This is a genomic window from Variovorax raffinosi (assembly GCF_051216615.1).
Lineage (GTDB): Bacteria > Pseudomonadota > Gammaproteobacteria > Burkholderiales > Burkholderiaceae_C > Variovorax.
This window is the reverse complement of the sequence record NZ_JBPJZR010000001.1, coordinates 244,719-264,598: the sequence shown is the minus strand read 5'-3', so window position 1 is coordinate 264,598 and position 19,880 is coordinate 244,719. Positions and strand designations below refer to the sequence as shown.

General features: G+C 66.6%; 22 protein-coding genes and 1 pseudogene. 11 read left to right on the top strand and 12 right to left on the bottom strand.

The genetic code is table 11. The annotated features are described in order from the left end of the window. Positions 1-2: 2 nt before the first annotated feature. Entirely contained in the window at positions 3-1,175 is a 1,173-nt protein-coding gene (locus ACSFB7_RS01205; protein ID WP_435466288.1) for an NAD(P)/FAD-dependent oxidoreductase, read from the top strand. Here ACSFB7_RS01205 and ACSFB7_RS01200 read toward each other — a convergent pair. After that, complete coding sequence (locus tag ACSFB7_RS01200; protein WP_435466286.1) at positions 1,172-2,458, bottom strand: DUF3443 family protein; 1,287 nt, start codon at positions 2,456-2,458, stop codon at positions 1,172-1,174. The genes ACSFB7_RS01205 and ACSFB7_RS01200 overlap by 4 nt on opposite strands. 69 nt (positions 2,459-2,527) lie before the next feature. Next, on the bottom strand, positions 2,528-3,100 hold the full coding sequence (locus ACSFB7_RS01195; RefSeq protein ID WP_435466284.1) for a DUF2844 domain-containing protein: 573 nt from the start codon (positions 3,098-3,100) through the stop codon (positions 2,528-2,530). Positions 3,101-3,272: 172 nt separating this feature from the next. Between ACSFB7_RS01195 and ACSFB7_RS01190 the strand changes: the two genes are divergently transcribed. Together ACSFB7_RS01190 and ACSFB7_RS01185 are read left to right on the top strand one after the other, a co-directional pair. After that, positions 3,273-4,298, top strand: coding sequence for a class I fructose-bisphosphate aldolase (locus ACSFB7_RS01190; RefSeq protein WP_435466282.1), 1,026 nt, complete (start codon positions 3,273-3,275; stop codon positions 4,296-4,298). A gap of 87 nt (positions 4,299-4,385) precedes the next feature. Beyond that, entirely contained in the window at positions 4,386-5,681 is a 1,296-nt protein-coding gene (locus tag ACSFB7_RS01185) for an acetyl-CoA hydrolase/transferase family protein (RefSeq protein ID WP_435466280.1), read from the top strand. Between the two features lie 10 nt (positions 5,682-5,691). Here ACSFB7_RS01185 and msrA read toward each other — a convergent pair whose 3' ends face one another. The 5 genes and pseudogenes from msrA to ACSFB7_RS01160 form a co-directional block, all read right to left on the bottom strand. Then, the gene (gene msrA / locus ACSFB7_RS01180) at positions 5,692-6,393 is read right to left on the bottom strand and encodes a peptide-methionine (S)-S-oxide reductase MsrA (protein ID WP_435466278.1); all 702 of its coding nucleotides are present in this window, start codon (positions 6,391-6,393) and stop codon (positions 5,692-5,694) included. Between the two features lie 86 nt (positions 6,394-6,479). Further along, positions 6,480-7,211, bottom strand: a pseudogene (locus ACSFB7_RS01175) (cytochrome c biogenesis CcdA family protein); the annotation flags it as partial. 80 nt (positions 7,212-7,291) lie between these two features. After that, the gene (locus ACSFB7_RS01170) at positions 7,292-7,558 is read right to left on the bottom strand and encodes a pentapeptide MXKDX repeat protein (RefSeq protein WP_435466276.1); all 267 of its coding nucleotides are present in this window, start codon (positions 7,556-7,558) and stop codon (positions 7,292-7,294) included. 106 nt (positions 7,559-7,664) lie between these two features. Continuing rightward, positions 7,665-8,456, bottom strand: a complete 792-nt coding sequence (locus ACSFB7_RS01165) for a molybdopterin-binding protein (RefSeq protein WP_435466274.1) — start codon at positions 8,454-8,456, stop codon at positions 7,665-7,667. Continuing rightward, positions 8,456-9,088, bottom strand: coding sequence for a cytochrome b/b6 domain-containing protein (locus ACSFB7_RS01160; RefSeq protein ID WP_435466272.1), 633 nt, complete (start codon positions 9,086-9,088; stop codon positions 8,456-8,458). The genes ACSFB7_RS01165 and ACSFB7_RS01160 overlap by 1 nt, the downstream gene beginning before the upstream one ends. 97 nt (positions 9,089-9,185) lie before the next feature. On the opposite strand from ACSFB7_RS01160, the gene ACSFB7_RS01155 reads away from it, so the two are divergent. Both ACSFB7_RS01155 and ACSFB7_RS01150 read left to right on the top strand, forming a co-directional pair. Further along, positions 9,186-9,914: a response regulator transcription factor gene (locus tag ACSFB7_RS01155; RefSeq protein WP_435466270.1), complete on the top strand. Its 729-nt coding sequence runs from the start codon at positions 9,186-9,188 to the stop codon at positions 9,912-9,914. Then, positions 9,911-11,404: a sensor histidine kinase gene (locus ACSFB7_RS01150; protein WP_435466269.1), complete on the top strand. Its 1,494-nt coding sequence runs from the start codon at positions 9,911-9,913 to the stop codon at positions 11,402-11,404. The genes ACSFB7_RS01155 and ACSFB7_RS01150 overlap by 4 nt, the downstream gene beginning before the upstream one ends. 19 nt (positions 11,405-11,423) lie before the next feature. Here the strand turns inward: ACSFB7_RS01150 and ACSFB7_RS01145 are convergent, their stop codons facing one another. After that, the gene (locus ACSFB7_RS01145) at positions 11,424-11,909 is read right to left on the bottom strand and encodes a YcxB family protein (protein ID WP_435466267.1); all 486 of its coding nucleotides are present in this window, start codon (positions 11,907-11,909) and stop codon (positions 11,424-11,426) included. Between the two features lie 80 nt (positions 11,910-11,989). On the opposite strand from ACSFB7_RS01145, the gene ACSFB7_RS01140 reads away from it, so the two are divergent. Beyond that, a complete protein-coding gene (locus ACSFB7_RS01140; RefSeq protein ID WP_435466265.1) occupies positions 11,990-12,937 on the top strand; it encodes a crotonase/enoyl-CoA hydratase family protein in 948 nt (315 codons plus the stop codon). On the opposite strand, the gene ACSFB7_RS01135 is transcribed toward ACSFB7_RS01140, so the two are convergent. Together ACSFB7_RS01135 and ACSFB7_RS01130 are read right to left on the bottom strand one after the other, a co-directional pair. Next, positions 12,924-13,427 carry a GNAT family N-acetyltransferase gene (locus ACSFB7_RS01135; protein ID WP_435466263.1) on the bottom strand — a complete coding sequence of 168 codons (504 nt, stop codon included), beginning with the start codon at positions 13,425-13,427 and terminating at the stop codon, positions 12,924-12,926. The genes ACSFB7_RS01140 and ACSFB7_RS01135 overlap by 14 nt on opposite strands. Continuing rightward, positions 13,424-14,347, bottom strand: a complete 924-nt coding sequence (locus ACSFB7_RS01130) for a transglutaminase family protein (RefSeq protein ID WP_435466261.1) — start codon at positions 14,345-14,347, stop codon at positions 13,424-13,426. The genes ACSFB7_RS01135 and ACSFB7_RS01130 overlap by 4 nt, the downstream gene beginning before the upstream one ends. Before the next feature lie 103 nt (positions 14,348-14,450). Between ACSFB7_RS01130 and ACSFB7_RS01125 the strand changes: the two genes are divergently transcribed. Both ACSFB7_RS01125 and ACSFB7_RS01120 read left to right on the top strand, forming a co-directional pair. Next, entirely contained in the window at positions 14,451-14,786 is a 336-nt protein-coding gene (locus ACSFB7_RS01125; protein ID WP_435466259.1) for an antibiotic biosynthesis monooxygenase family protein, read from the top strand. 7 nt (positions 14,787-14,793) lie between these two features. Continuing rightward, positions 14,794-15,600: a sulfite exporter TauE/SafE family protein gene (locus tag ACSFB7_RS01120; protein ID WP_435466257.1), complete on the top strand. Its 807-nt coding sequence runs from the start codon at positions 14,794-14,796 to the stop codon at positions 15,598-15,600. A gap of 9 nt (positions 15,601-15,609) precedes the next feature. On the opposite strand, the gene mnmC is transcribed toward ACSFB7_RS01120, so the two are convergent. Both mnmC and ACSFB7_RS01110 read right to left on the bottom strand, forming a co-directional pair. Next, on the bottom strand, positions 15,610-17,451 hold the full coding sequence (gene mnmC, locus ACSFB7_RS01115) for a bifunctional tRNA (5-methylaminomethyl-2-thiouridine)(34)-methyltransferase MnmC2/FAD-dependent 5-carboxymethylaminomethyl-2-thiouridine(34) oxidoreductase MnmC1 (RefSeq protein WP_435466255.1): 1,842 nt from the start codon (positions 17,449-17,451) through the stop codon (positions 15,610-15,612). 16 nt (positions 17,452-17,467) lie between these two features. Beyond that, the gene (locus ACSFB7_RS01110) at positions 17,468-17,743 is read right to left on the bottom strand and encodes an oxidative damage protection protein (RefSeq protein ID WP_013541095.1); all 276 of its coding nucleotides are present in this window, start codon (positions 17,741-17,743) and stop codon (positions 17,468-17,470) included. Between the two features lie 147 nt (positions 17,744-17,890). Here ACSFB7_RS01110 and ACSFB7_RS01105 point away from each other — a divergent pair, with 147 nt between their 5' ends. The 3 genes from ACSFB7_RS01105 to ACSFB7_RS01095 all read left to right on the top strand — a co-directional run bounded on the left by ACSFB7_RS01105 (position 17,891) and on the right by ACSFB7_RS01095 (position 19,874). Next, the gene (locus tag ACSFB7_RS01105) at positions 17,891-18,931 is read left to right on the top strand and encodes a sulfate ABC transporter substrate-binding protein (RefSeq protein ID WP_435466252.1); all 1,041 of its coding nucleotides are present in this window, start codon (positions 17,891-17,893) and stop codon (positions 18,929-18,931) included. Positions 18,932-19,027: 96 nt separating this feature from the next. After that, positions 19,028-19,612 (top strand): NADPH-dependent FMN reductase, encoded by a 585-nt coding sequence (gene ssuE / locus ACSFB7_RS01100; RefSeq protein WP_435466250.1) that lies wholly within the window; start codon positions 19,028-19,030, stop codon positions 19,610-19,612. Positions 19,613-19,736: 124 nt separating this feature from the next. Further along, positions 19,737-19,874: a hypothetical protein gene (locus ACSFB7_RS01095; protein WP_435466249.1), complete on the top strand. Its 138-nt coding sequence runs from the start codon at positions 19,737-19,739 to the stop codon at positions 19,872-19,874. The last annotated feature ends 6 nt before the right edge of the window (positions 19,875-19,880 follow it).

The window sequence follows — 19,880 nt, the reverse complement described above, 5'->3', positions numbered from 1 at the left end:
TCATGCGTCGTGTGGTGATCATCGGCGGCGGTGCCATCGGCTCCGCCATCGCCTACTTCCTGACCCGGGACTCTGAAGGCGAGCCCTTCGAGGTCACGGTGGTCGAGCGCGATTTTTCTTACAAGCAGGCGTCGTCGGCGCTGTCGGCCAGCTCGATCCGCCAGCAGTTCTCGACCGCCATCAACATCGAGATGTCGCTCTACGGCATCGACTTCTTCCGCAAGCTCGGCGAGACCCTGCGCGTGGGCGACGACGTGCCCGACATCGGGCTGGTCGAGCCCGGCTACCTGTACCTGGCTTCGCCGGCCGGCGTCGATGTGCTGCGCGAGAACCATGCGATGCAGAAGGCGCATGCGGTCGACGTGGCGCTGATGACGCCCGACGAACTGAAGGCGCGCTTTCCGTGGATATCGACCGAAGGCATAGCGCTCGCATCGCTCGGCCTCTCGGGCGAAGGCTGGTACGACGGCTACAGCCTGCTGCAGGCCTTCCGCAAGAAGGCCGTGTCGCAAGGCGTGCGCTATGTGCAGGCGCATGCCACCGGCTTGCGGCGCAACGGGCGCACGCTGACCGGCGTCGAACTCGACAGCGGCCAGGTGCTCGATGCCGACGTGGTCGTCAACGCGGGGGGCGCCTGGGCTGCGAAGGTCGCCGAATGGGCGGGCATTGCGCTGCCGGTGCGCGGGCGACGGCGCAGCGTGTTCAGCTTTTCATGCCCCGACACGCTGCCGGGCTGCCCGCTGGTGATCGACACCTCCGGCATCTGGCTGCGCCCCGAGGGCCGGCAGTTCATCTGCGGCTTCGCGCCGCCCGAAGCGCAAGACCACGACGACATGCCGCTCGACGTCGAGTACGACGCTTTCGACAACTTCATCTGGCCCGCGCTGGCAGAACGCGTGCCGGCCTTCGAGGCGATCCGCATGACAGGCGCCTGGGCCGGCTACTACGAGATGAACGTGTTCGACCACAACGCCATCCTCGGCCTGCATCCCGACTGCGACAACCTGTTCTTTGCGAACGGCTTTTCGGGCCACGGGCTGCAGCAGTGCCCGGCGGCGGGGCGCGGCGTGGCGGAGCTGATCCGCTTCGGCGAATACCGCAGCCTCGATCTTTCCGCGGTCTCGTTCGACCGCATCCTCAAGAACCGGCCGCTGCTCGAAAAGAACGTGATCTAGGGGGACGCCAGCGCCGTGAACGGCCCCGGCTGGCCCAGGGCAGTCTGCCCCTCGTTCAGCACAGCCACCAGCCTGCCGTAGAAAAACGGCAGGCCGAAATCGATGGCGCCGTTGATGCCGGTGCCGGCCACATCGTTGACCGCCACCGCACCCGGGTTGCTCGTGAACAGCGACTGCGCATTCACGATCGAGAAGTTCTGGCTGAAGGAAGAGCCCGCTGCCGCAGTGAAACTGGTGGACAGGGCCAATGAACTCGCGGGGCAATAGAAGCCGGAAAACGAACCGCTCGGGCATCGGGCAATCGCGGAATCGTTCAAAAAGAAGAAGTTCGAGCCGCTGTCCAGAAAGCTGTCGGGAAAGCTCGTGCCCTTGTAGGTCGCCGAGACGGCGAGCGTCTGCGGATTGGTTCGCAGCACCGTCGCGCCGCTCATGGCGTTGTTGGATTGCGTGGCGACGCCGAAGTAGAGCGTTCCGAGCGTCGTGCCCTGGCCCGCCGCCGAGATCGCGGGCAGGCTGAGCACGACCCCGTTGTTGTCCTGCGCGAAAGCGGCCACGAGGTTCTGGGCCTGCATGGCGAGGGGCACCGTGCTTCCCTGGCACGCCCCTCCCGAGGGGCAGGTGTAGTAGGTGGCCGCAACGACCTGCTGCGCGCAGGCCGAACCGCAATCGTGCAGGAAGGCGGCCATGCCGATGATGCCGTTCGTGCCAAGGTCGGCGGGGGTGTTTTCAGCCGCCAGCGTGCCGTTGTCCGAACAGGTGGCCGGGGCGCCGCCCGCCGCCGTGTCGCCCACGATCTGCAGCGGTTGCGCCGCCGCCGACTTCGGCCCCAGCGTGACGTCGGCCACGCGCATCGTTCCCCAGGTGTAGCCATCGAGGAACTGCTCGCATGCATTCAGCGGCGCGCTGTTCACCGTTTCGCGCGGAAGGGCCGCGAGCAGCGAAGGACTGATGGCGGCGGCGGTGATCCGCAGGCCCGTGGAACCAGTGTCGATCAGCACGTTGTTGATCGTCTGGCAGTTGCTCGTTCCTGGTGCGCAGAGCTGCACGCTGACCTGTGGAAGGTTGACCCCGCTCGAACCCGTTCCACGGCCCACCGTGACGGTCATCGCGTTCTGCGCGCTTGCCACCGGCGCCGGGGCCGGGGTCGCAACAGGTGGCAACCCGATCGGCAGGCCGCCGCCGCCTCCGCCGCCACCCCCACCGCAGGCAGCGAGGCTTGCGAGGCCCGCCACGCATACGGCCATGGCCGCAGCCCTGAGAAGCCAGGCTCTGGCGCCGGTCATGCGTTCGTTGCTTGCCTGCTGTGATTCCATGGGCATGTTGGCTGGTGACTGAATAAAGGGTTGGGAGGCTCAGGAACCTGGCGGGATCGACAGCGCATCCGGACTGACGCCGGCAGGCAGCAATTTCGGCAGCCAGGCAACGCCCGTCGAAGAGCGCTGGTGCGTGGAGGCCTGCACCGCGAATGTGTCGTCATTCTGCGAAGTCGTGCCGTGCGAACCCTTGCCTTGCAGGCGCAGCGCGCGAGCGTTCTGGGACATCTGCGTGGCGTACTGGGTGCCCAGCAGCACCGAGAGTTCGGGCCGGTGCGAGCCGCGCCACGCCACCGCGAACACGACGCCGTCCGCTGTCAGGTATTCGCGCTCGATCAGGCCGTCGGGCAGCGTGGTTTCGCGCGTGGTCCAGCTTGGCGTTGTTCCTGCCGTTGCGCTGCCGCCCGTTGCCGGCTCGGTGCTGGCGGCCTTGTTCGCCCCAGTGGCAAGGCGCTGAACCGAAGGCGCGCTGGCGGCACTCAGCGTGGGGGCGCCCCCCAGTTCGGCAAATGCCGAGGGCATGCCGGCCACGGCGAGCGCAAGCGCGAGGCCACCCAGCAGGGCGGCCCTTTGGGCACGATGCGCATGACATTTTTGTGACCCGCTCTTCATGCAGTTTTCCTTTGACGTGCCGACGCGCGGAGATTACATCCCGTTGGCGCCGGGTGGGCAAAGACCTGTGTGCCCGCATTGGCTGGGGCGCCAAGTCGGCCAGCGCTCAGGTTCACAGTGTTAACGCGGTCGCGGGGAGGGCGTAGGATCGCCGCCAGAGAGGTGCCACGACATGACTGCACAGACATTGATCGATACCGCGCAGGCGCTGGTCGCCGGTGACAAGGGCCTGCTCGCGATGGACGAGAGCAACGCCACCTGCAACAAGCGCTTCGCGGCGCTGGGCATTCCGCAGACCGAAGGTGCGCGGCGCGACTGGCGCGAGCTGATCGTCACCGCGCCCGGACTCAGTGACAGCATCAGCGGCGCCATCCTGTTCGACGAAACCATCCGGCAGAAGACGAATGCTGGCACCTCGTTCGCCAAGGCGCTGGCCGACGTCGGCATCATCCCCGGCATCAAGGTCGACATGGGCGCGAAGGCGCTGGCCGGCCATCCGGGCGAGACGGTCACCGAAGGCCTCGACGGGCTGCGCGAACGGCTGGCCGAGTACGTCGGCATGGGCGCGCGCTTTGCCAAGTGGCGCGGCGTGATTGCCATCGGCGACGGCTTGCCCAGCCGTGCCTGCATCGATGTCAACGCCCATGCGCTCGCGCGCTATGCGGCGCTGTGCCAGGAAGCCGGCGTGGTCCCCATCGTCGAGCCTGAAGTGGTGATGGACGGCGACCATTCGCTCGCGCGATGCGCACAGGTGACCGAAGAGGTTCTGCGCGAAGTGTTCACCCAACTGAACGCCCAAAGCGTACTGCTGGAAGGCATGCTGCTCAAGCCGAACATGGTGCTGCCGGGGCAGGGCAGCAAGATGCAGGATTCCGTCGATGCAGTGGCCGATGCCACCGTTGCCTGCTTGCTGCGCACCGTGCCGGCGGCCGTCGCCGGTGTCGCGTTCCTGTCGGGCGGGCAGTCCGCCCAACTGGCTTCGGCCCGCCTGAGCGTGATGAACACGAAGTTCAAGTCGCGCATGCCGTGGGCGCTGACCTTCTCCTTTTCTCGCGCGGTGCAGCAGCCGGCGCTCGACGCATGGAAGGGCGATGCGGCCAACGTCGCGGTGGCCCAGCAGGCGCTGGTGTTCCGCACCCGCTGCAACCGGGCAGCGCGCCGTGGGGAGTACGACGCGCAGAAGGACGCACCCCGCTGAGCGATCGACCAATCAAGCAAGCAGTCGCTCAATCAAGCAAGTAATCGATCAACAAACCAACAAACAACGAGAGACAAGACCCGCTTCATGACGATGCAAGACCTGTACGCGCAAAAGCGCGTTTCCGCTGCCGATGCCGTGCGCCAGGTGCGCAACGGCGACATGATCATCGTGCCGACCGGCGTCGGCGAGCCGCCCTCGCTGCTGACCGCGCTGTCGGAGCAGCGTCGCGATTTTCGCGACGTCAAGGTGGCGCAGATTCTTGCGATGCGCAAGTACGCCTACATCGACCCCGAGACGCTCGACCATGTGCGCCACGTCGCGCTGTTCTTCGGCGGTGCCACCCGCGCGGGCGGGCAGGAAGGCTGGATCGACTTCATCCCCAACTACTTCTCGGAGATCCCGGCGCAGATCGAGCGCGGGCAGATCGCCGCCGAAGTGGTGTTCAGCATGGCGTCGCCGATGGACGCGCACGGCTACTTTGCCGTGAGCCTGGGCGCCGACTACACGATGGCCGCCATCGCCAAGGCGCGCGCGGTGGTGCTGGAGGTCAACCCGAACGTGCCCTTCGCATGCGGCAATTGCCATGTGCACATCTCGCAGGTTGCAGCGCTGGTCGAAAGCGATGCACCGGTGCTCGAAGTGGGCCTGCCGAAGATCGGTCCCGTGCAGGAGGCCATCGGCAAGCATGTGGCCGAACTGATCGACGACGGCTCGACGCTGCAGATCGGCTACGGCGGCATTCCCGACGCGGTGGTCATGCAGCTCACCGGCAAGCACGACCTGGGCATTCACACCGAGATGATCGGCGACGGCATCCTCACGCTGGTGGAAAGCGGCGCCGTCACCAACCGCCGCAAGAACTACCTGCCGGGCAAGTCGGTCGCCACCTTCGCGCTCGGCTCGGGCAAGCTGTACCGCTTCATGGACCGCAATCCGGGGCTGGAGATGCATCCGGTGAACTTCACCAACGACCCGGCGCTGGCGGGGCTGAACGACAACCTCATTGCCATCAACGCAACCATGCAGATCGACCTGCTGGGCCAGTGCGGCTCCGAGAGCCTGGGGCATGCGCCGTATTCGGGCACGGGCGGGCAGTCGGACTTCGTGCGCGCGGCCAATCGCTCGCGCGGCGGCAAGGCCTTCATCGTGCTGCCATCGACCGCCAAGGGCGACACCATCTCGCGTATCGTGCCGTCGCTCTCGCCCGGCACGCATGTGAGCACGAGCAAGAACGACATCAACTACGTGGTCACCGAATACGGTGTGGCGCAGTTGCGCGGCAAATCGGCCAAGCAGCGGGCGCAGGAGCTGATCGCGATTGCGCACCCGAACTTTCGCGCGGAACTCACCGAGCAGGCGAAGCGCGCGAAGTTGCTCTGAGTCAGCCGGTTCAGCCGGCCTTCGCCGCGCGCACCAGTGACGGCGTGGCCTTGTAGTTCTCCGGGAACAGCTTCTTCAGATCGTCGATCTTCGGCAGGTCGTTGATTGCGATGTAGGGCTGGTTGGGGTGCAGCGTCAGGTAGTCCTGGTGGTAGTCCTCGGCTGCGTAGAAGGGCTTGGACATCTCGACAGTGGTTGCGAGCGGCTTGCCGAAGGTCTTGGCCTGGTTCAACTGCGCGATGTAGTCCTTGGCAACGCGGGCCTGGTCGGCGTTTTCGGCGAACACCGTGGAGCGGTATTGCGTGCCGGAGTCCGGCCCCTGCCGGTTGAGTTCGGTCGGATCGTGTGCCACCGAGAAGTAAATCTGCAGCAGCTTGCCGTAGCTGACCTGCTGCGGGTCGTAGGTGATGCGCACCGATTCGGCATGGCCGGTGCGGCCCGAGCCGACTTCGTCATAGCGCGCCGTCTTGGCATCGCCGCCGGCATAGCCCGACACCGCGTTGCTCACGCCCTTGACGCGCTGGAACACGCCCTGCACGCCCCAGAAGCAGCCGCCGGCGAACACGGCGGTTTCGGTCTTCGCGGTCGGAGGCGCCGTCAGGTCGGCGGTGGGCGCGGGCACGCGGCGGGCCGTTTCGGCGAACGAGGGAACGGCATGCCAGACCAGGAGCGCGGCCGCGAGCGTGCCTGCGGTGAGTGCGAAGGATTTCATGGGGTTTCCTTGAAAGAGGTTTCGTTGGCGAAACCGGTGGATGAGACATTGACGCCGAATCCGCCGGGCGTCAATGGCGGCTGCTGCGGGTGAAATCGTTCGAGCAAGCGTTGCTCCAGGCCGGTGCCGCCGTCGCCGGACGACCATTGCGCCAGCAGGCCCGTGTCGAGCCCGAGTGCGACGGCGCTCACGCCCGCGAGCACCGCCACGCCCAGGCCCTTGCGGACCCATTCGCCGATGCCCAGCGAGCGCTTCATGGCCGCGAACAGCCGCCCGCCGGTCCACAGCGCCAGGGCGAGGGAACTGGCGGCGCCGGCCGCATAGGCCAGCAACAGCAGCGAGGTCTGCACATTGGCGCCGTGAATCGCCGCACCAGTCAGCACGAGGCCCAGCACCGGTCCGGCGCAGGGCGCCCACAGCAGGCCGGTGGCAATGCCGAGCACGAAAGAAGGAAGGATGGACGTCGGCGCGTGCTGCGCCTTGCGCCGGGCGGCATCGGACAGCCGCGACCCCAGCGCCACCAGCGGTTGCGCAAGGCGCGCGGAAAGACGCGGCGCGAGCAGCGTGAAGCCCAGCAGCGTCAGCATCGCCATCGCGAGATAGCGGCCGAACTCATTGGCATGCGCGGCCCATGCGCCACCGACCGCCGCGAGGCTGGCCACCGCCGCAAAGGTGAGCGCCATGCCCGCCAGCAGCGGCAGGCCGCTGCGCGCGAAGGGTTGATCGACGCGTGCGAACACGAAGGGCACGACCGGCAGGATGCAGGGCGCAAGAATGGTGAGCGCGCCGCTCAGGTACGACAGCACGAACAGGATCACGAAGGCTCCTTCGGTGCAGGTCGACCCGGGCGGCGCATGGTTCGCAAGAAAGAAGAAAAGAAGAAAGCGAAGCGCGTCGCTTACTTCTTCATCTCGTCCTTGCCCATGCTGTCCTTGGCCATGGAATCTTTCTTCATGCCGTCCTTCGACATGGAATCCTTGGCCATCGAGTCCTTCTTCATGCCGTCCTTGGACATGCTGTCTTTCGCCATCGAATCTTTCTTCATGCCGTCCTTGGCCATCGAGTCCTTGGCCATGCCATCTTTGGCCATTTCATCGGCAGCAAAGGCCGAGGCGCCGGCGAAGGCCATGCAGGTTGCGAGCAGGGTTGCGGTGAGCTTGTTCATTTGGAATCTTCCAGTCGAGTTGAGGTTTCGTTTTCAAAAAAATGGCACGGTCCCAGGGAACACGGCCTCGCACTTTCATCGGCAGTCGAGCGGCTGTGGCAGCCGTTCAGCTCCCTCCGAACCAGTTGTAGCCCTGGTCTTCCCAGTAGCCACCTGTGTAGGTGTTGGTGACGAACATCGCCTTGATGTGCTTGGGGTTCTTGTAGCCAAGCTTGGTGGGCATGCGCAGCTTCATCGGAAAGCCGTACTTGGGCGGCAGTGGCTGGCCGTCGTAGGTCAGCGTCAGCAGCGTCTGCGGGTGCAGCGCGGTGGGCATGTCGATGCTGGTGTAGTAGTCGTCGGCGCACTTGAAGCCGACGTACTTGGCGGTGGTGTCGGCGCCGATGTGGCGCAGGAAGTCGGCAAAGCGCACGCCGCCCCATTTGCCGATGGCGCTCCAGCCTTCCACGCAGATGTGCCGAGTGATCTGGTCGTGCTGCGGCATGGCGCGCAGCTCGGGCAGCGTCCAGCTTCGCTTGTCGGCGACCATGCCGGTCACTTCGAGCTTGTAGCTGGCTTCGTCCACTTCACGGATTTCGTCCTCGCCGTAGTAGGCGTTGAACGGAAAGGGGCGCGTGATCTCCGCTTCGGAGTAGGTCGGCGCAAGCTGCGTGGGGCTGAAGATCAGGCCCTGCACCTTGTCGTTGAAGCGCGAGATCTTCGTCAGTGCCGCTTCGACATGGCTTTCGTCGCTGATGCTGCAGCCGGTGAGCAGCGACAGGCCGCCCAACGTGAGCGAGCGCTGCAGGAAGGCGCGGCGCGCGGGCTGGTCGAGCTTCTTTGCGATCAGCGTGCGGGCTTCGCGCACCACGGCGTCGCCGTCGATGCCGGTCAGGGTGGGGGCTTTGAAGATTTTCATCAGGCTTTGGGCGCGCGGCCGCGGATCATGGTCAGCAGGGTGCGGGGAACCAGCGCCACCATCACGAGGTGCAGCGCCACGAAGGCAACGATGGCGGCCATCGCAAAGAAGTGGATGCGGCGCGCAAAGTCGTAGCCGCCCATCAGGTCGCGCAGCGTGGCGAACTGCACCGACTTCCACAGCACCAGGCCCGACAACACGATCACGATCAGGTCGAGCATCACGAACAGGTAGGCCAGGCGCTGCACGCTGTTGTAGCGGCGCGGGTCGGCATGCGAGAGCTGGCCCTTGAGCGCGGACAGCGCGTCATGCCAGATGCCGGCCGGCGTGACCGGGAAGAACTTGGCCGCGAACCGGCCGCTGGCGATGTTGACGGCCAGGTACACGAGGCCGTTGAAGACCAGCAGCCACATCGCCGCAAAGTGCCACTGCAGCGCACCGCCGAGCCAGCCGCCGAGCGTGATCACGGTCGGAATGGTGAACGGGAAGAAGGGCGCCGCGTCATAGATGCGCCAGCCGCTCGTGACCAGGATCAGCACCGCCACGGCGTTGAGCCAGTGCGTGATGCGCATCCACAGCGGGTGGATGGGACGGGCATCGGGTGCGGTGCTTGCGATGGCTGTGCTGTTCATGGGGCGGATTGTTGGGCGCACCCCATGACCGATTCATCACGCAAAGTTCAATTAATCGTGATAACTCCAAAACCCGTATCGCGGGACAATCGGCGCCATGGACACCCCCAAGCGCGTGCTGATCGTCGAGGACGACGCCCACATTGCCGAACTGCTGCGCATGCACCTGCGCGACGAAGGCTATGGGGTGGAGCACGCCGCCGACGGCCACGCCGGCCTGCGTGAACTGGAGCGCGGCAACTGGGACGCGCTGGTGCTTGACCTGATGCTGCCCGGCATCGACGGCCTTGAAATCTGCCGCCGCGCCCGTGCCATGGCGCGCTACACGCCGATCATCATCATCAGCGCGCGATCGAGCGAAGTGCACCGCATCCTCGGGCTGGAGCTGGGCGCCGACGACTACCTTGCCAAGCCTTTCTCGGTGCTGGAACTGGTGGCGCGCGTCAAGGCGCTGCTGCGGCGCACCGACGCGCTTGCGCGCAATGCGCGCATGGAGTCGGGCAGCCTCACGCTGGGCAACCTGGACATCGAGCCGCTGGCGCGCGAGGTGCGCGTCGACGGCAAGCTCATCGAACTCACGCCGCGCGAGTTCGACCTGCTGTACTTCTTCGCGCGGCATCCGGGCAAGGTGTTCTCGCGGCTCGACCTGCTCAACCAGGTCTGGGGCTACCAGCACGACGGCTACGAGCACACGGTCAACACGCACATCAACCGGCTGCGCACCAAGGTCGAAGCCGACCCGGCCGAGCCGCGCCGCATCCTGACGGTCTGGGGGCGGGGCTACAAGCTGTCGCCAACGGGTGCTGGCGAGGAGGGCGCCGCATGATGGCGTGGGCCACGCTGTCGCGGCGGTTGTCCGCCGTGTTCGCGGTGCTGCTGCTGGCCTGCTGCGGCGCATCGGCCTGGTTGCAGATGCGCTCCAACGGGCAGCATGAGCAGGAAGTGATCCAGCGGCTGTCGAGCGGCCTTGCAGCGCACATTGCGGGCAACTCCGAGCTGATGAAGCCCGGTGGCCTGAACCAGGAGGCGGTGAAGGACCTGTTCGACAAGCTGATGGCCGTGAACCCGAGCGTCGAGGTCTATCTGCTCGACCCCGAGGGCCGCATCGCGGCGCAGGCCGCGCCGCCCGGCCATTTGAAGCACGACAAGGTAGACCTTGCGCCGATCCGCCGCTTGCTCGCGGGCGCGCCGCTGCCGGTGCTGGGCGACGATCCGCGCGGCGAGGGCGGCGCCGGCAAGGTGTTCAGCGTGGCGCCCCTGCGCGTCGATGGGCGCGATGCCGGTTTTGTCTACGTGGTGCTGCAGGGCGAAGACCACGACGCGCTGGCCGCCAACGTCGCGGCCGACAACGTGCTGCGCACCACGCTCTGGTCGATGGGGCTGGTGGCGTTGCTGGGGCTGCTGGCTGGCCTTGCCGCCTTCCGGCTCATCACCCGGCCGCTGCGCGAGCTGACGGCGGCGGTCAAGCGCTTCGAGACCGAAGGCATCGCATCGCTGGAAAGCGAAACGCCCCGGCTGGAGCGGCTGTCGCGCGGCAATGACGAGATCGCGCAACTGGGCGAAGCCTTCACGCAGATGACGCGCCGCATCGCCGAGCAATGGCGCGAACTCACGCTGCAGGACCAGCAGCGCCGCGAGCTGTTCGCCAACATCTCGCACGACCTGCGCACGCCGCTCACTTCGCTGCATGGCTATCTTGAAACGCTGCTGCTCAAGGCTGGCACGCTCAGCGAAGAAGAGCGGCGCCGCTACCTGGAGATCGCGCTCGGCCAGAGCCGCAAGGTCGGGCGCCTCGCGCAAGAGGTGTTCGAGCTGGCGCGGCTCGAATACGGCGTGGTCAAGCCCGAGAAGGAAAGCTTTGCGCTGGCCGACCTCGTGCAGGACGTGTTCCAGAAATTCGAGCTGGCGGCCGAGGCGCGCCACCAGCAGCTCAAGCCCGACATCGCGCCGGGCTTGCCGGTGGTGTCGGCCGACCTCGGGATGATCGAGCGCGTGCTGACCAACCTGCTGGACAACGCGATCCGTCACACGCCGGCGGGCGGCCGGATCGAGGTGCAGTTGCGCGCCGAGAACTCAGGCGTTGCGGTGCAGGTGAGCGACACGGGGCCGGGCATTCCGGGCGAGCTGCAGAAGGGCCTGTTCATGCGGCCGGTGTTCATGAGCGGTGCGCGCAGCGACGGCTCCAGCAGCGGCGGCCTTGGGCTGGTGATCGTCAAGCGCATCCTGCAACTGCACGGCAGCGACATCCGGCTGGTGCAGCAGCCTGACAAGGGGGCGGTGTTCCGCTTTCAGCTTGGCGGTGTTGCGGGCGGCTGAGCCGCTGCGTTCGTTCGATTCAGGCCTCGGGGCCGACACGCTGCTTCAGTTGCGCAATGAGCCCCTGCAGATCGAAGCCCTGTTCGGCCACCGACTTGGGCAGGATGTGAAAGATCCGGGGCATCGGGTAGATCAGCACGAAGCGGTCGTTCTGCCGCCACTTCAGGATGTTCTCCCAGACGAGGATGCCTTCGCCGTGCGGGGAGCTCAGGCGCAGACCGTTGTCGAGCAGCTCGGCACCGAATTCCGAATGCATGGCCTTGTACTTGCGATAGTGGCGGCGGGCCATGATTGGCGCAACAACAAGGGCAATCAGGATCACGCCGAGGCCACCGCCCAGTCCGCCCAGTGCAATGGGCCACATCGCGGGACCGCTGAGCAACGCGCCCACCACCACCAGCACCGCCAGGCCGGCCAGCAGCGCCCAGCGCGTCCGGGTCATCCGCGCGAAGGTCTTCATCGCGGTGGCGTAGTCGTCTTCGGAGATCCTGAATTTCGCGATCATGGGCTGCTGTGGTGGGTTTGCCTGCGGGCGACGGTCGATGCTACAAGAGCGGCGCGACCCAACCACAGGAGACAAGAGACATGCCCGTTTTCGACACCGTCCTGATCGACAAGGACCCGCAACATCCACGCATCGCGCGCCTCGTGCTCAACCGGCCCGAAAAGCTCAACGCCATCGGCGAGACCACGCCTTCCGAGATCCGCCGCGCCGTCGAGTGGGCGGAGGCCGATGACGAAGTGCATGTGATCGTGGTCGAAGGCGCGGGCCGTGCCTTCTGCGCCGGCTACGACCTGGGAGACTACGCCGAAGGCCACGGCCGCGAGGGAAAGGGCGACCATCCCTGCCGGCAGGAGAAGACGCCCTGGGACCCGATGCTCGACTACGCTGCCATGAAGCGCAACACCGAAGACTTCATGGCCCTGTGGCGCTGCAACAAGCCGACCATCGCCAAGGTGCACGGTTATGCGGTGGCCGGCGGCAGCGACATCGCGCTGTGCTGCGACCTGCTGACCATGGCCGACGACGCGCGCATCGGCTACATGCCCACGCGCGTGTGGGGCTGCCCGACCACTGCGATGTGGACCTATCGGCTGGGCGCCCTGCGCGCCAAGCAGCTCATGTTCACGGGCGACACCATCGCCGGCACGCAGGCGGCCGAATGGGGACTGGCCAATTTCTCGGTGCCGGCCGAACAGCTCGACGATGCCACGTTGAAGCTGGCGCAACGCATCGCGGGCGTGCCGCGTTCGCATCTGATGATGCACAAGCTCGTCGTCAACCAGGTGTGGCATTCGATGGGGCTGGAGCAAAGCCAGATGTTCGCCACCGTGTTCGACGGCATCACGCGCCACAACCCGGAAGGCATGTGGTTCCGGCGGCAGGCGGAGGCCGAGGGTTTCAAGAGCGCCGTCGCGTGGCGTGACAGCGGCCGCAATATTCCTGAAGGCGACGAGGCAAGGGCGCTCGTCGTGGAACTCGAAGCGAAGCTCGCGGCGGCGCGGGCGGCCGTGCCGGTCAGTTCGTCTTGAGCAGCATCTGCGGTCGCTCGCGCTCGGGCTGGCCTTCGATGGGCGCCGCGATGGCGCCGATGCGCTGCGCGCCGAAGGCCTGGTAGAAGGCTTCGGCGTACGGGTCGGCGTCGATGTGCAAGGTGCTCGCGCCCTGCGTGGCCGCAAGTTGCCGGGCGGCCATCAACAGCGCGCGGCCGATGCCACGGCCCATGTGGGCCGAAACGACCCACAGGTGGTCGAGCAGCCATCCGGTGTTCGCGTCGGCCTGCGGCGGCATGATGATGACGAAGCCCGCCACGTCACCGCCGACCTCGGCCACGCGTGCATACCGTTCATCGAGCTGTGCGGGTTCGACCGTCAGGTCGACGCGCCAGCGTTCGAGCTGTGCGGCGGGATAGGGCCAGTGGGCTTTGGAAGCCAGGGCAATGCTGCTCAGCAGCGCGGCCTCCTCGGGGCGGGCCGGTCTCAACGAAGGCATTTGCTCGAGCGTTTGCTGCGGTGTCGTCATGGCCCGGTCGTTCCGCCGCCTCGACGGGTGACGACCACCGTGGCTTCGAGGCCTTCGTAGGCTTCAGCATCGCCATACCAACTGCCCGAGATCGGTGCCGCCTGCGCCGGGTCGCGCGTGACGCCGACGCGGATCAACTGGCCGCTGCCCATCAGGTTGTTGGTCGGGTCGAACGCCAGCCAGCCGATGCCCGGCAGGTAGGCCTGCAGCCACGCGTGCGTGGTGCCGGCGCCGGTCATCGATTCACCGGCTTCCTGGTTCGCGCGGTCGAGCGCGGCGTCGTACAGGTAGCCGGAGACGAAGCGCGTTGCAATGCCCAGGCGGCGCGCGGCTTCCATCATCAGCAGTGCGTAGTCGCGGCAACTGCCGCTGCCCAGGGCCAGCGTGGCAAGCGGCGTCTGCGTGCCTTCTTCGTCGCGCGCCTTGTATTCGAGGCTCTGGCCGATGTGCGCGTTCATGCGCGCGAGCACGTCGCGCGTGCTGTTCGGCTTGTCGGTGTGCAGGAACTGGTGGGCCCAGCGGATCAGCGTGCCCTGGTTGTCGTCTTCGTGGTGCGGGCGCAGGTAGTGCTCGAGGTCGAGGCGCTCCTGCACCGAATAGGCAAAGGGCAAGAATTCAGCGGCGGGGTCGAGCGCGAGCTGATCCTGCTGCGCGGGCACATGCTCGATGGTGAAAGAGCACACGATGCGCAGCTCGGTCGCTTCGCCCATCGGCTGCACCAGCGCAACCGAGTTCGAGTGCGGATCTTGAATGAGCCGCGTGAAGGCCTGCGGGCTCACCTGCAGGTCGGTGGCCAGCACGCGCAGGTCGTGGCTGTCGCGCGGACGGAACATCACGCGGTGCAAGCCGAAGGTGACCGGCTTCGTGTAGCGGTAGACGGTGGTGTGCGTGATGTCGTACTGGATGGCCATGCGGTGCATTCTCACGCCTTCACAAGACAAGTGGTGGCTTGTGGCGGCTCAATGCCGCAGAATCGGCGCCCGCTCGATCTTTCATGCCTTTTTCAAGGAGATTCCAGACGCCATGTACTCCGCCACTTTCATCTTCGCCACGAAGCAGTTCGACGACGAGTTCCATCGCCTCGACCAGACCATCGCCACGGCCGCGAAGTCGCTGCCCGGCTACCTGGGCGAAGAGACGTGGGAGAACACCGGCAACGGGCTGGTGTCGAACGTGTACTACTGGGATTCGCTCGACAGCCTGCAGGCGCTGATCCGGCACCCGGTGCACCAGCAGGCCAAGGCCGCGCAGGCGAACTGGCTCGATGGGTACAAGGTGGTGATCTCCGAGGTGCTGCGCACGTATGGAGACAGCCGCATCGATCACATGCTGGCGCCTTCGGGCCAGGCCGAGGCGTAGGCGGCGAATGATCGAATCGCTCGGCTACGTCCAGGTGCTGGGTGGCCTGGCGATCGGTGTTTTCTCGGGCGTGGTGGCCGGCCTGCTCGGCGTGAGTCCCGGTGGCGTGCTGGTGCCTGCGCTGGCGCTCATGCCCGGTCTTGGGCAGCACGACGCACAGGCCATTTCGCTCGCGGCGCAGCTCGTGCCGACCAGCCTTGCGGGGTTTCTGCGTTATCGGGTGTCGGGGCACGGGGCTTCGTGGCGCACTGTGGCCTGGATATCGTTGGGTTTTCTGGGCGGGGCCTATCTGGGGGCGCGCGGTGCGCATGGCGTGGGCGATGCGGCCTTGCGGTGGATGTTCGTCGGCTACCTGCTGGTGCTGGCCGCGCTCGTTGTGCTGAAGTCGCCGTCTTCGCGCGCGGTCGGCGCGGGTATCGCACTGCCGGACGAGCCGCGCGGGGCAGTGCCTGCATTGCTGATGGTGGGCGTGGTGGCGGGGGCTTCGTCGGGCCTGCTCGGCATTGGCGGTGGGCTGGCCATCACGGCGCTGCTGACGGTGGCGCTGCACTACTCGCAGCACCGGGCGCAGGCGGTCAGCTTGGCGATCAACGCCTTGCCGCTGGCGTTGCCGGCGGTGTTCGTCTATGTCAGCGCGGCGAACGGCCTGCCGTGGGTGCTGCTGGGGTTTGTCGTGGTGGGGCTGTGGATCGGTACGGCGCTGGGAGCCCGGCTAGCCACGCGGCTGGAAGAGCGTGCGCTGCGCAAGTACTTCCTGGTGCTGGTGGTGTGCATGGCGCTGCTGATGGCCTACCGGGCTGCGGGCTCGGCCTGAAGGGATCGATCAGAGCCGCTGTGTGCCGAGCGCCTTGGCGAGCGTTGCGGGCAAAGGCAACGGTTCGCCATGCCATTGCGCCGCCAGCAGTTCTGCGCAGAGGGCGGCAAAGCTCAGGCCGCGCGAGCCCAGTGCGGTGCAGGCCCAGAGGCCGTTTGCATCTTCACCCAGTGGACCGACCAGCGGCCGGCGGTCGCCCGAAGCGCATCGCACGCCGACCCAGGCGTTGACTTCGCCGCGCTCGAAGGCCGGGGCCAGTGACGCGGCTGCGGCGGGGTGGAGCCGGGCGAGGCGTTCGCGGTTTGACGCGGCGTCTTCGGCGTTCGGCGCGAGGTCCGTGCTGTCGCGATCGAAGGTGGCGCCGGCCAGCCAGAGCTGGGCGCCTTCGGTATTGGGGACGTGAGCGATCAGGTGGCCGTCGCCGTTGAGTGGCGTGGCGGGCAGCGCGGCTTCCGCGGTCATGCGACCCCATGCGACCTGTCCACGCACGGGTTGCAACGGGAGCGAAGGCGCGAAGCGGACGGACTCGAAGCCGGCGGCGATGACAACGCGGTCGGCTTCGATCAGCAGCCGATCGGATGCATCGAAGAGTTGCCAGCCTTCGGCACCGCGCGTCAGGCGGGCCACGGAGGTGTTGCCACGGAATTCGATGCCGGCCTCGCGCAGCCATGCGTGGATCAGGCGATGGGGCTTCACCCATGCAGCGCGCCTGTGCCAGAGCGCTGGTGCATCGACTGGCAGATCGACAGCCGCCAGTTGCGTTGCGTTCGCAGGCCACGATTCATTGGGGCCGTTGTCACTCCAGCCGGCCGGTACGCGCGCATCGCCGTCGGGGCGGCGCTCCAGCACGCCGCTGGCGAGCCAGTCGCGACCTTCTTCCAGCAGTCGCTCCAGCTCTTGCCATGTCGCGCGGATGCCGGCGCGTGTCAGCCGCGACAGCAGTGCATCGTCCGGCGAGACATGCGGCGCCAGCATGCCCACCGGCAGGCCCGAAGCGCCCGAGGCCGGTTGGTCGGCTGCATCGAGCACGGTGACCTGCCATCCGCGCCGCGCGAGGCTGGCCGCAACGGCGGCGCCCGCAAGCCCGGCACCGATCACGGCGCAGCGCCCCGGTGTCTCGACGTGTTTAGGCGCGGGTCCGCGTCGCCGCACAGTCCAGGCAGGCGCGAACACGCCACCCAGGCAGTCGCGCTTGGGCGCCAAGCCCTCGCGCCTTTCAAGCTGGAAGCCGTTCTGCGACAGCGCATCACGCACCGCCCGCGCAAAGGTCCAGGTGGCCAGGCCGGTGCCCTGGCGGGCGAAGCGCGACACCGCCTTCAGCGTGTCGGGCGACCACATGGCAGGGTTCTGCTGCGGGCTGAAGCCATCCAGGAAGATGCTGTCCGCCTCGAAACGCTGCGCGCGCAGCATCGCCTGCACATCGCCGATGCACAGCGTGAGCAGCACGCGGCCTTCGTCGAAGGCCAGCCGATGAAAGCCCGGCAGCAGCCCATGCCACTGCGCGACCAGTTCCCCGGCCAGTGGCTTCAGCTCGGCGTAGGCCTCGGCGGCGCGCAGCAGGTCTTCAGGCGCGACCGGGTGCGCCTCGACCGAGACGAAATGCAGCATCCGTGGCCGCTCGGCGTCCGCACGCCAGGCCTGCCAGGTTGTCAGGAAATTGAGGCCCAGGCCGAAGCCGGTTTCGAGAATCCGCCATTGCGGGCGTCCGGCCCAGGCCGCGGGCAGGCCGCAGCCGCCCAGGAACACATGGCGCGACTGCGCCAGTGCCCCGGTTTCGGTGTGATAGATGTCGTCGAAGCGTTCGCTGCGGGGGACGCCGTCAGCGCGCCAGGCCACGGGCTCGGCGGTCACGACGGGGTGGCTGCGCTCAGGCGGCCGGGGGAGGGACGTAGCCTTGCGCCACGTCGGCGCCTTCGCCGAAGAAGTGCTTTTCCATCTGGCGGGCCAGGTATTGGCGGGCGCGCAGATCGGCCAGATTCAGCCGGTTTTCATTGACCAGCATCGTTTGCTGCTTGAGCCAGGCGGCCCAGGCTTCCTTGCTGACGTTTTCCCACAGGCGCTTGCCCAGATCGCCTGGGTAGGGCGGGAAATCGAGCCCTTCGGCCTCTTTGCCGAGTTTGATGCACTGAACCATGCGTGCCATTGCTATTGCCTTTGAACGGGAAAAGTGGGGGAAAGCGGTTGCTTAGTTGATTTTGCTATTTAGAACTGAAAACTTGGTCGTTCCAGTTTCTATATGTCGTATTGAGAATACGCAGCTTCATTGATATGCCTTTTTAGAGCAAGAACCATGAGCCTTCGCCGCGACTTTATCAAGCTTTCCCTGGGCGCCGGCGTGGCCGGTGCCTTGGCCCTGTCGGCATTGCCGACGTTTGCCCAAGGCGGCGCGGCTCCCGTGACGCTGCTGAACGTGTCGTACGACCCGACGCGCGAGCTGTACGTGGACTACAACCAGGCCTTCGCCAAGTACTGGAAGGCCAAGACCGGCCAGGACGTGACGGTCAAGCAATCGCACGGCGGCTCGGGCAAGCAGGCCCGCTCGATCATCGACGGCATCGACGCCGACGTGGCCACGCTGGCCCTGGGCGGCGACGTCGACGCGCTCGTCACGCACGGCGGCCTCGTCAAGGCCGACTGGCAAAAGCGCCTGCCGCACAACTCCGCCCCCTACACCTCGACCATCGTGTTCCTGGTGAAAAAAGGCAACCCCAAAGGCCTGAAGGACTGGGACGACCTCATCAAGCCCGGCGTGCAGGTGATCACCCCCAACCCCAAGACCTCGGGCGGCGCCCGCTGGAACTACCTGGCCGCATGGGAATTCGCCAAGCGCAAGTACGGCGGCGATGCCAAGGCCAAGGAATACATCGGCAACCTGTTCAAGAACGTGCCCGTGCTCGACACCGGCGCGCGCGGCTCGACCATCACCTTCGTGCAGCGCGGCGTGGGCGACGTTCTGCTGGCCTGGGAAAACGAAGCCTTCCTGGCGCTGAAGGAATTCGGCCCCGAGAAGTTCGAGATCGTCGTGCCTTCCATCTCCATCCTGGCCGAGCCCAGCGTGGCGGTGGTCGACAAGGTCGTCGACAAGAAGGGCACGCGTGCCGTGGCCGAGGAATACCTGAAGTACCTGTACTCGGACGAAGGCCAGGACATCGCTGGCCGCAACTTCTACCGCCCGACGTCCGACAAGGCGAAGGCCAAGTACGACAAGCAGTTCCCCAAGCTGACGCTGGTGACCATCGACCAGGCCTTCGGCGGCTGGGCGAAGGCCGACAAGGAGCATTTCGCCGATGGCGGCTCCTTCGACCAGATCTACACGACCAAGCAGAAGTAACCCAATCCGCTACCGAACTGGTAGTGCATGGCGCCCGTCGAACGGGCGCCATGGATTGTTTCGCTCTGAATTCCTGAAGAAAAACGAAAGCCTCCCGTGTCCGTTCTCCTGATTGCCGGCAGCCCCTCGGCCCCGTCCCGATCCACCGCCTTGCTAGAGGCCGTGGGCGAGCGGCTGGCCAAACGCAATGCCCGCATCGAGCGGCTCTCGATCCGCGACCTGCCGGCGCAGGCGCTGCTGCTGGCCGAGTGGACCCATCCGGCCATCGAGCGCGCCATCGCCCAGGTGGCGTCAGCCCGCGTGATCGTGGTGGCCACGCCGGTCTACAAGGCGGCCTACAGCGGCGTGCTGAAAGTCTTTCTGGACCTGCTCGCGCAGAACGCGCTCAAGGGCAAGACGGTGCTGCCATTGGCCACCGGCGGCAGCCCGCATCACATGCTCGCGCTCGACTACGCACTGCGGCCCGTGCTGCAGTCGCTGTCGGCGCGCCACATCCTGCCGGGCGTCTACGCCAGCGATTCGCAGATTGCGCTGACGCCCGAGAACGCCTATCAGGTGCACAACGACCTGGCCGAGCGACTCAACGAGGCCGTCGAGGTGCTCGCTACCGAAGGCCTGAAGCTGCCGGCAACCCACGGCTTCGAGCCGGTGCCGTTCTCCCGCGTGCGATGTAGCGTCTGACGGCCGGGTTCTTCATCGAACCAGCCCCACTCAGACCCATCCCTGTTCCCGATTCTTGAAGCCGCCTGCGCGCGGCCGGGGACAGCCTTTGCCTGAAGTTTTTGCAACACCAAGGAATCCACGCATGACCCCCGTTGCCACCGAAGACTCCGTGCTCGACACGACGCCGCGCTCCTTCTGGCATGCGCTGGGCGACCTCGCCGTGAGCGCCATCGTCGTCAGCGCGATCGCGCTGATCGTGAGCTTCATTTCCGCCGTCTGATCCGCG

Excerpts from the sequence above, each read along its gene's own strand:
- ACSFB7_RS01205 (WP_435466288.1), top strand. The coding sequence starts at position 3 with ATGCGTCGTGTGGTGATCATCGGCGGCGGTGCCATCGGCTCCGCCATC.
- ACSFB7_RS01200 (WP_435466286.1), bottom strand. The coding sequence starts at position 2,458 with ATGACCGGCGCCAGAGCCTGGCTTCTCAGGGCTGCGGCCATGGCCGTA.
- ACSFB7_RS01195 (WP_435466284.1), bottom strand. The coding sequence starts at position 3,100 with ATGAAGAGCGGGTCACAAAAATGTCATGCGCATCGTGCCCAAAGGGCC.
- ACSFB7_RS01190 (WP_435466282.1), top strand. The coding sequence starts at position 3,273 with ATGACTGCACAGACATTGATCGATACCGCGCAGGCGCTGGTCGCCGGT.
- ACSFB7_RS01185 (WP_435466280.1), top strand. The coding sequence starts at position 4,386 with ATGACGATGCAAGACCTGTACGCGCAAAAGCGCGTTTCCGCTGCCGAT.
- msrA (WP_435466278.1), bottom strand. The coding sequence starts at position 6,393 with ATGAAATCCTTCGCACTCACCGCAGGCACGCTCGCGGCCGCGCTCCTG.
- ACSFB7_RS01170 (WP_435466276.1), bottom strand. The coding sequence starts at position 7,558 with ATGAACAAGCTCACCGCAACCCTGCTCGCAACCTGCATGGCCTTCGCC.
- ACSFB7_RS01165 (WP_435466274.1), bottom strand. The coding sequence starts at position 8,456 with ATGAAAATCTTCAAAGCCCCCACCCTGACCGGCATCGACGGCGACGCC.
- ACSFB7_RS01160 (WP_435466272.1), bottom strand. The coding sequence starts at position 9,088 with ATGAACAGCACAGCCATCGCAAGCACCGCACCCGATGCCCGTCCCATC.
- ACSFB7_RS01155 (WP_435466270.1), top strand. The coding sequence starts at position 9,186 with ATGGACACCCCCAAGCGCGTGCTGATCGTCGAGGACGACGCCCACATT.
- ACSFB7_RS01150 (WP_435466269.1), top strand. The coding sequence starts at position 9,911 with ATGATGGCGTGGGCCACGCTGTCGCGGCGGTTGTCCGCCGTGTTCGCG.
- ACSFB7_RS01145 (WP_435466267.1), bottom strand. The coding sequence starts at position 11,909 with ATGATCGCGAAATTCAGGATCTCCGAAGACGACTACGCCACCGCGATG.
- ACSFB7_RS01140 (WP_435466265.1), top strand. The coding sequence starts at position 11,990 with ATGCCCGTTTTCGACACCGTCCTGATCGACAAGGACCCGCAACATCCA.
- ACSFB7_RS01135 (WP_435466263.1), bottom strand. The coding sequence starts at position 13,427 with ATGACGACACCGCAGCAAACGCTCGAGCAAATGCCTTCGTTGAGACCG.
- ACSFB7_RS01130 (WP_435466261.1), bottom strand. The coding sequence starts at position 14,347 with ATGCACCGCATGGCCATCCAGTACGACATCACGCACACCACCGTCTAC.
- ACSFB7_RS01125 (WP_435466259.1), top strand. The coding sequence starts at position 14,451 with ATGTACTCCGCCACTTTCATCTTCGCCACGAAGCAGTTCGACGACGAG.
- ACSFB7_RS01120 (WP_435466257.1), top strand. The coding sequence starts at position 14,794 with ATGATCGAATCGCTCGGCTACGTCCAGGTGCTGGGTGGCCTGGCGATC.
- ACSFB7_RS01110 (WP_013541095.1), bottom strand. The coding sequence starts at position 17,743 with ATGGCACGCATGGTTCAGTGCATCAAACTCGGCAAAGAGGCCGAAGGG.
- ACSFB7_RS01105 (WP_435466252.1), top strand. The coding sequence starts at position 17,891 with ATGAGCCTTCGCCGCGACTTTATCAAGCTTTCCCTGGGCGCCGGCGTG.
- ACSFB7_RS01095 (WP_435466249.1), top strand. The coding sequence starts at position 19,737 with ATGACCCCCGTTGCCACCGAAGACTCCGTGCTCGACACGACGCCGCGC.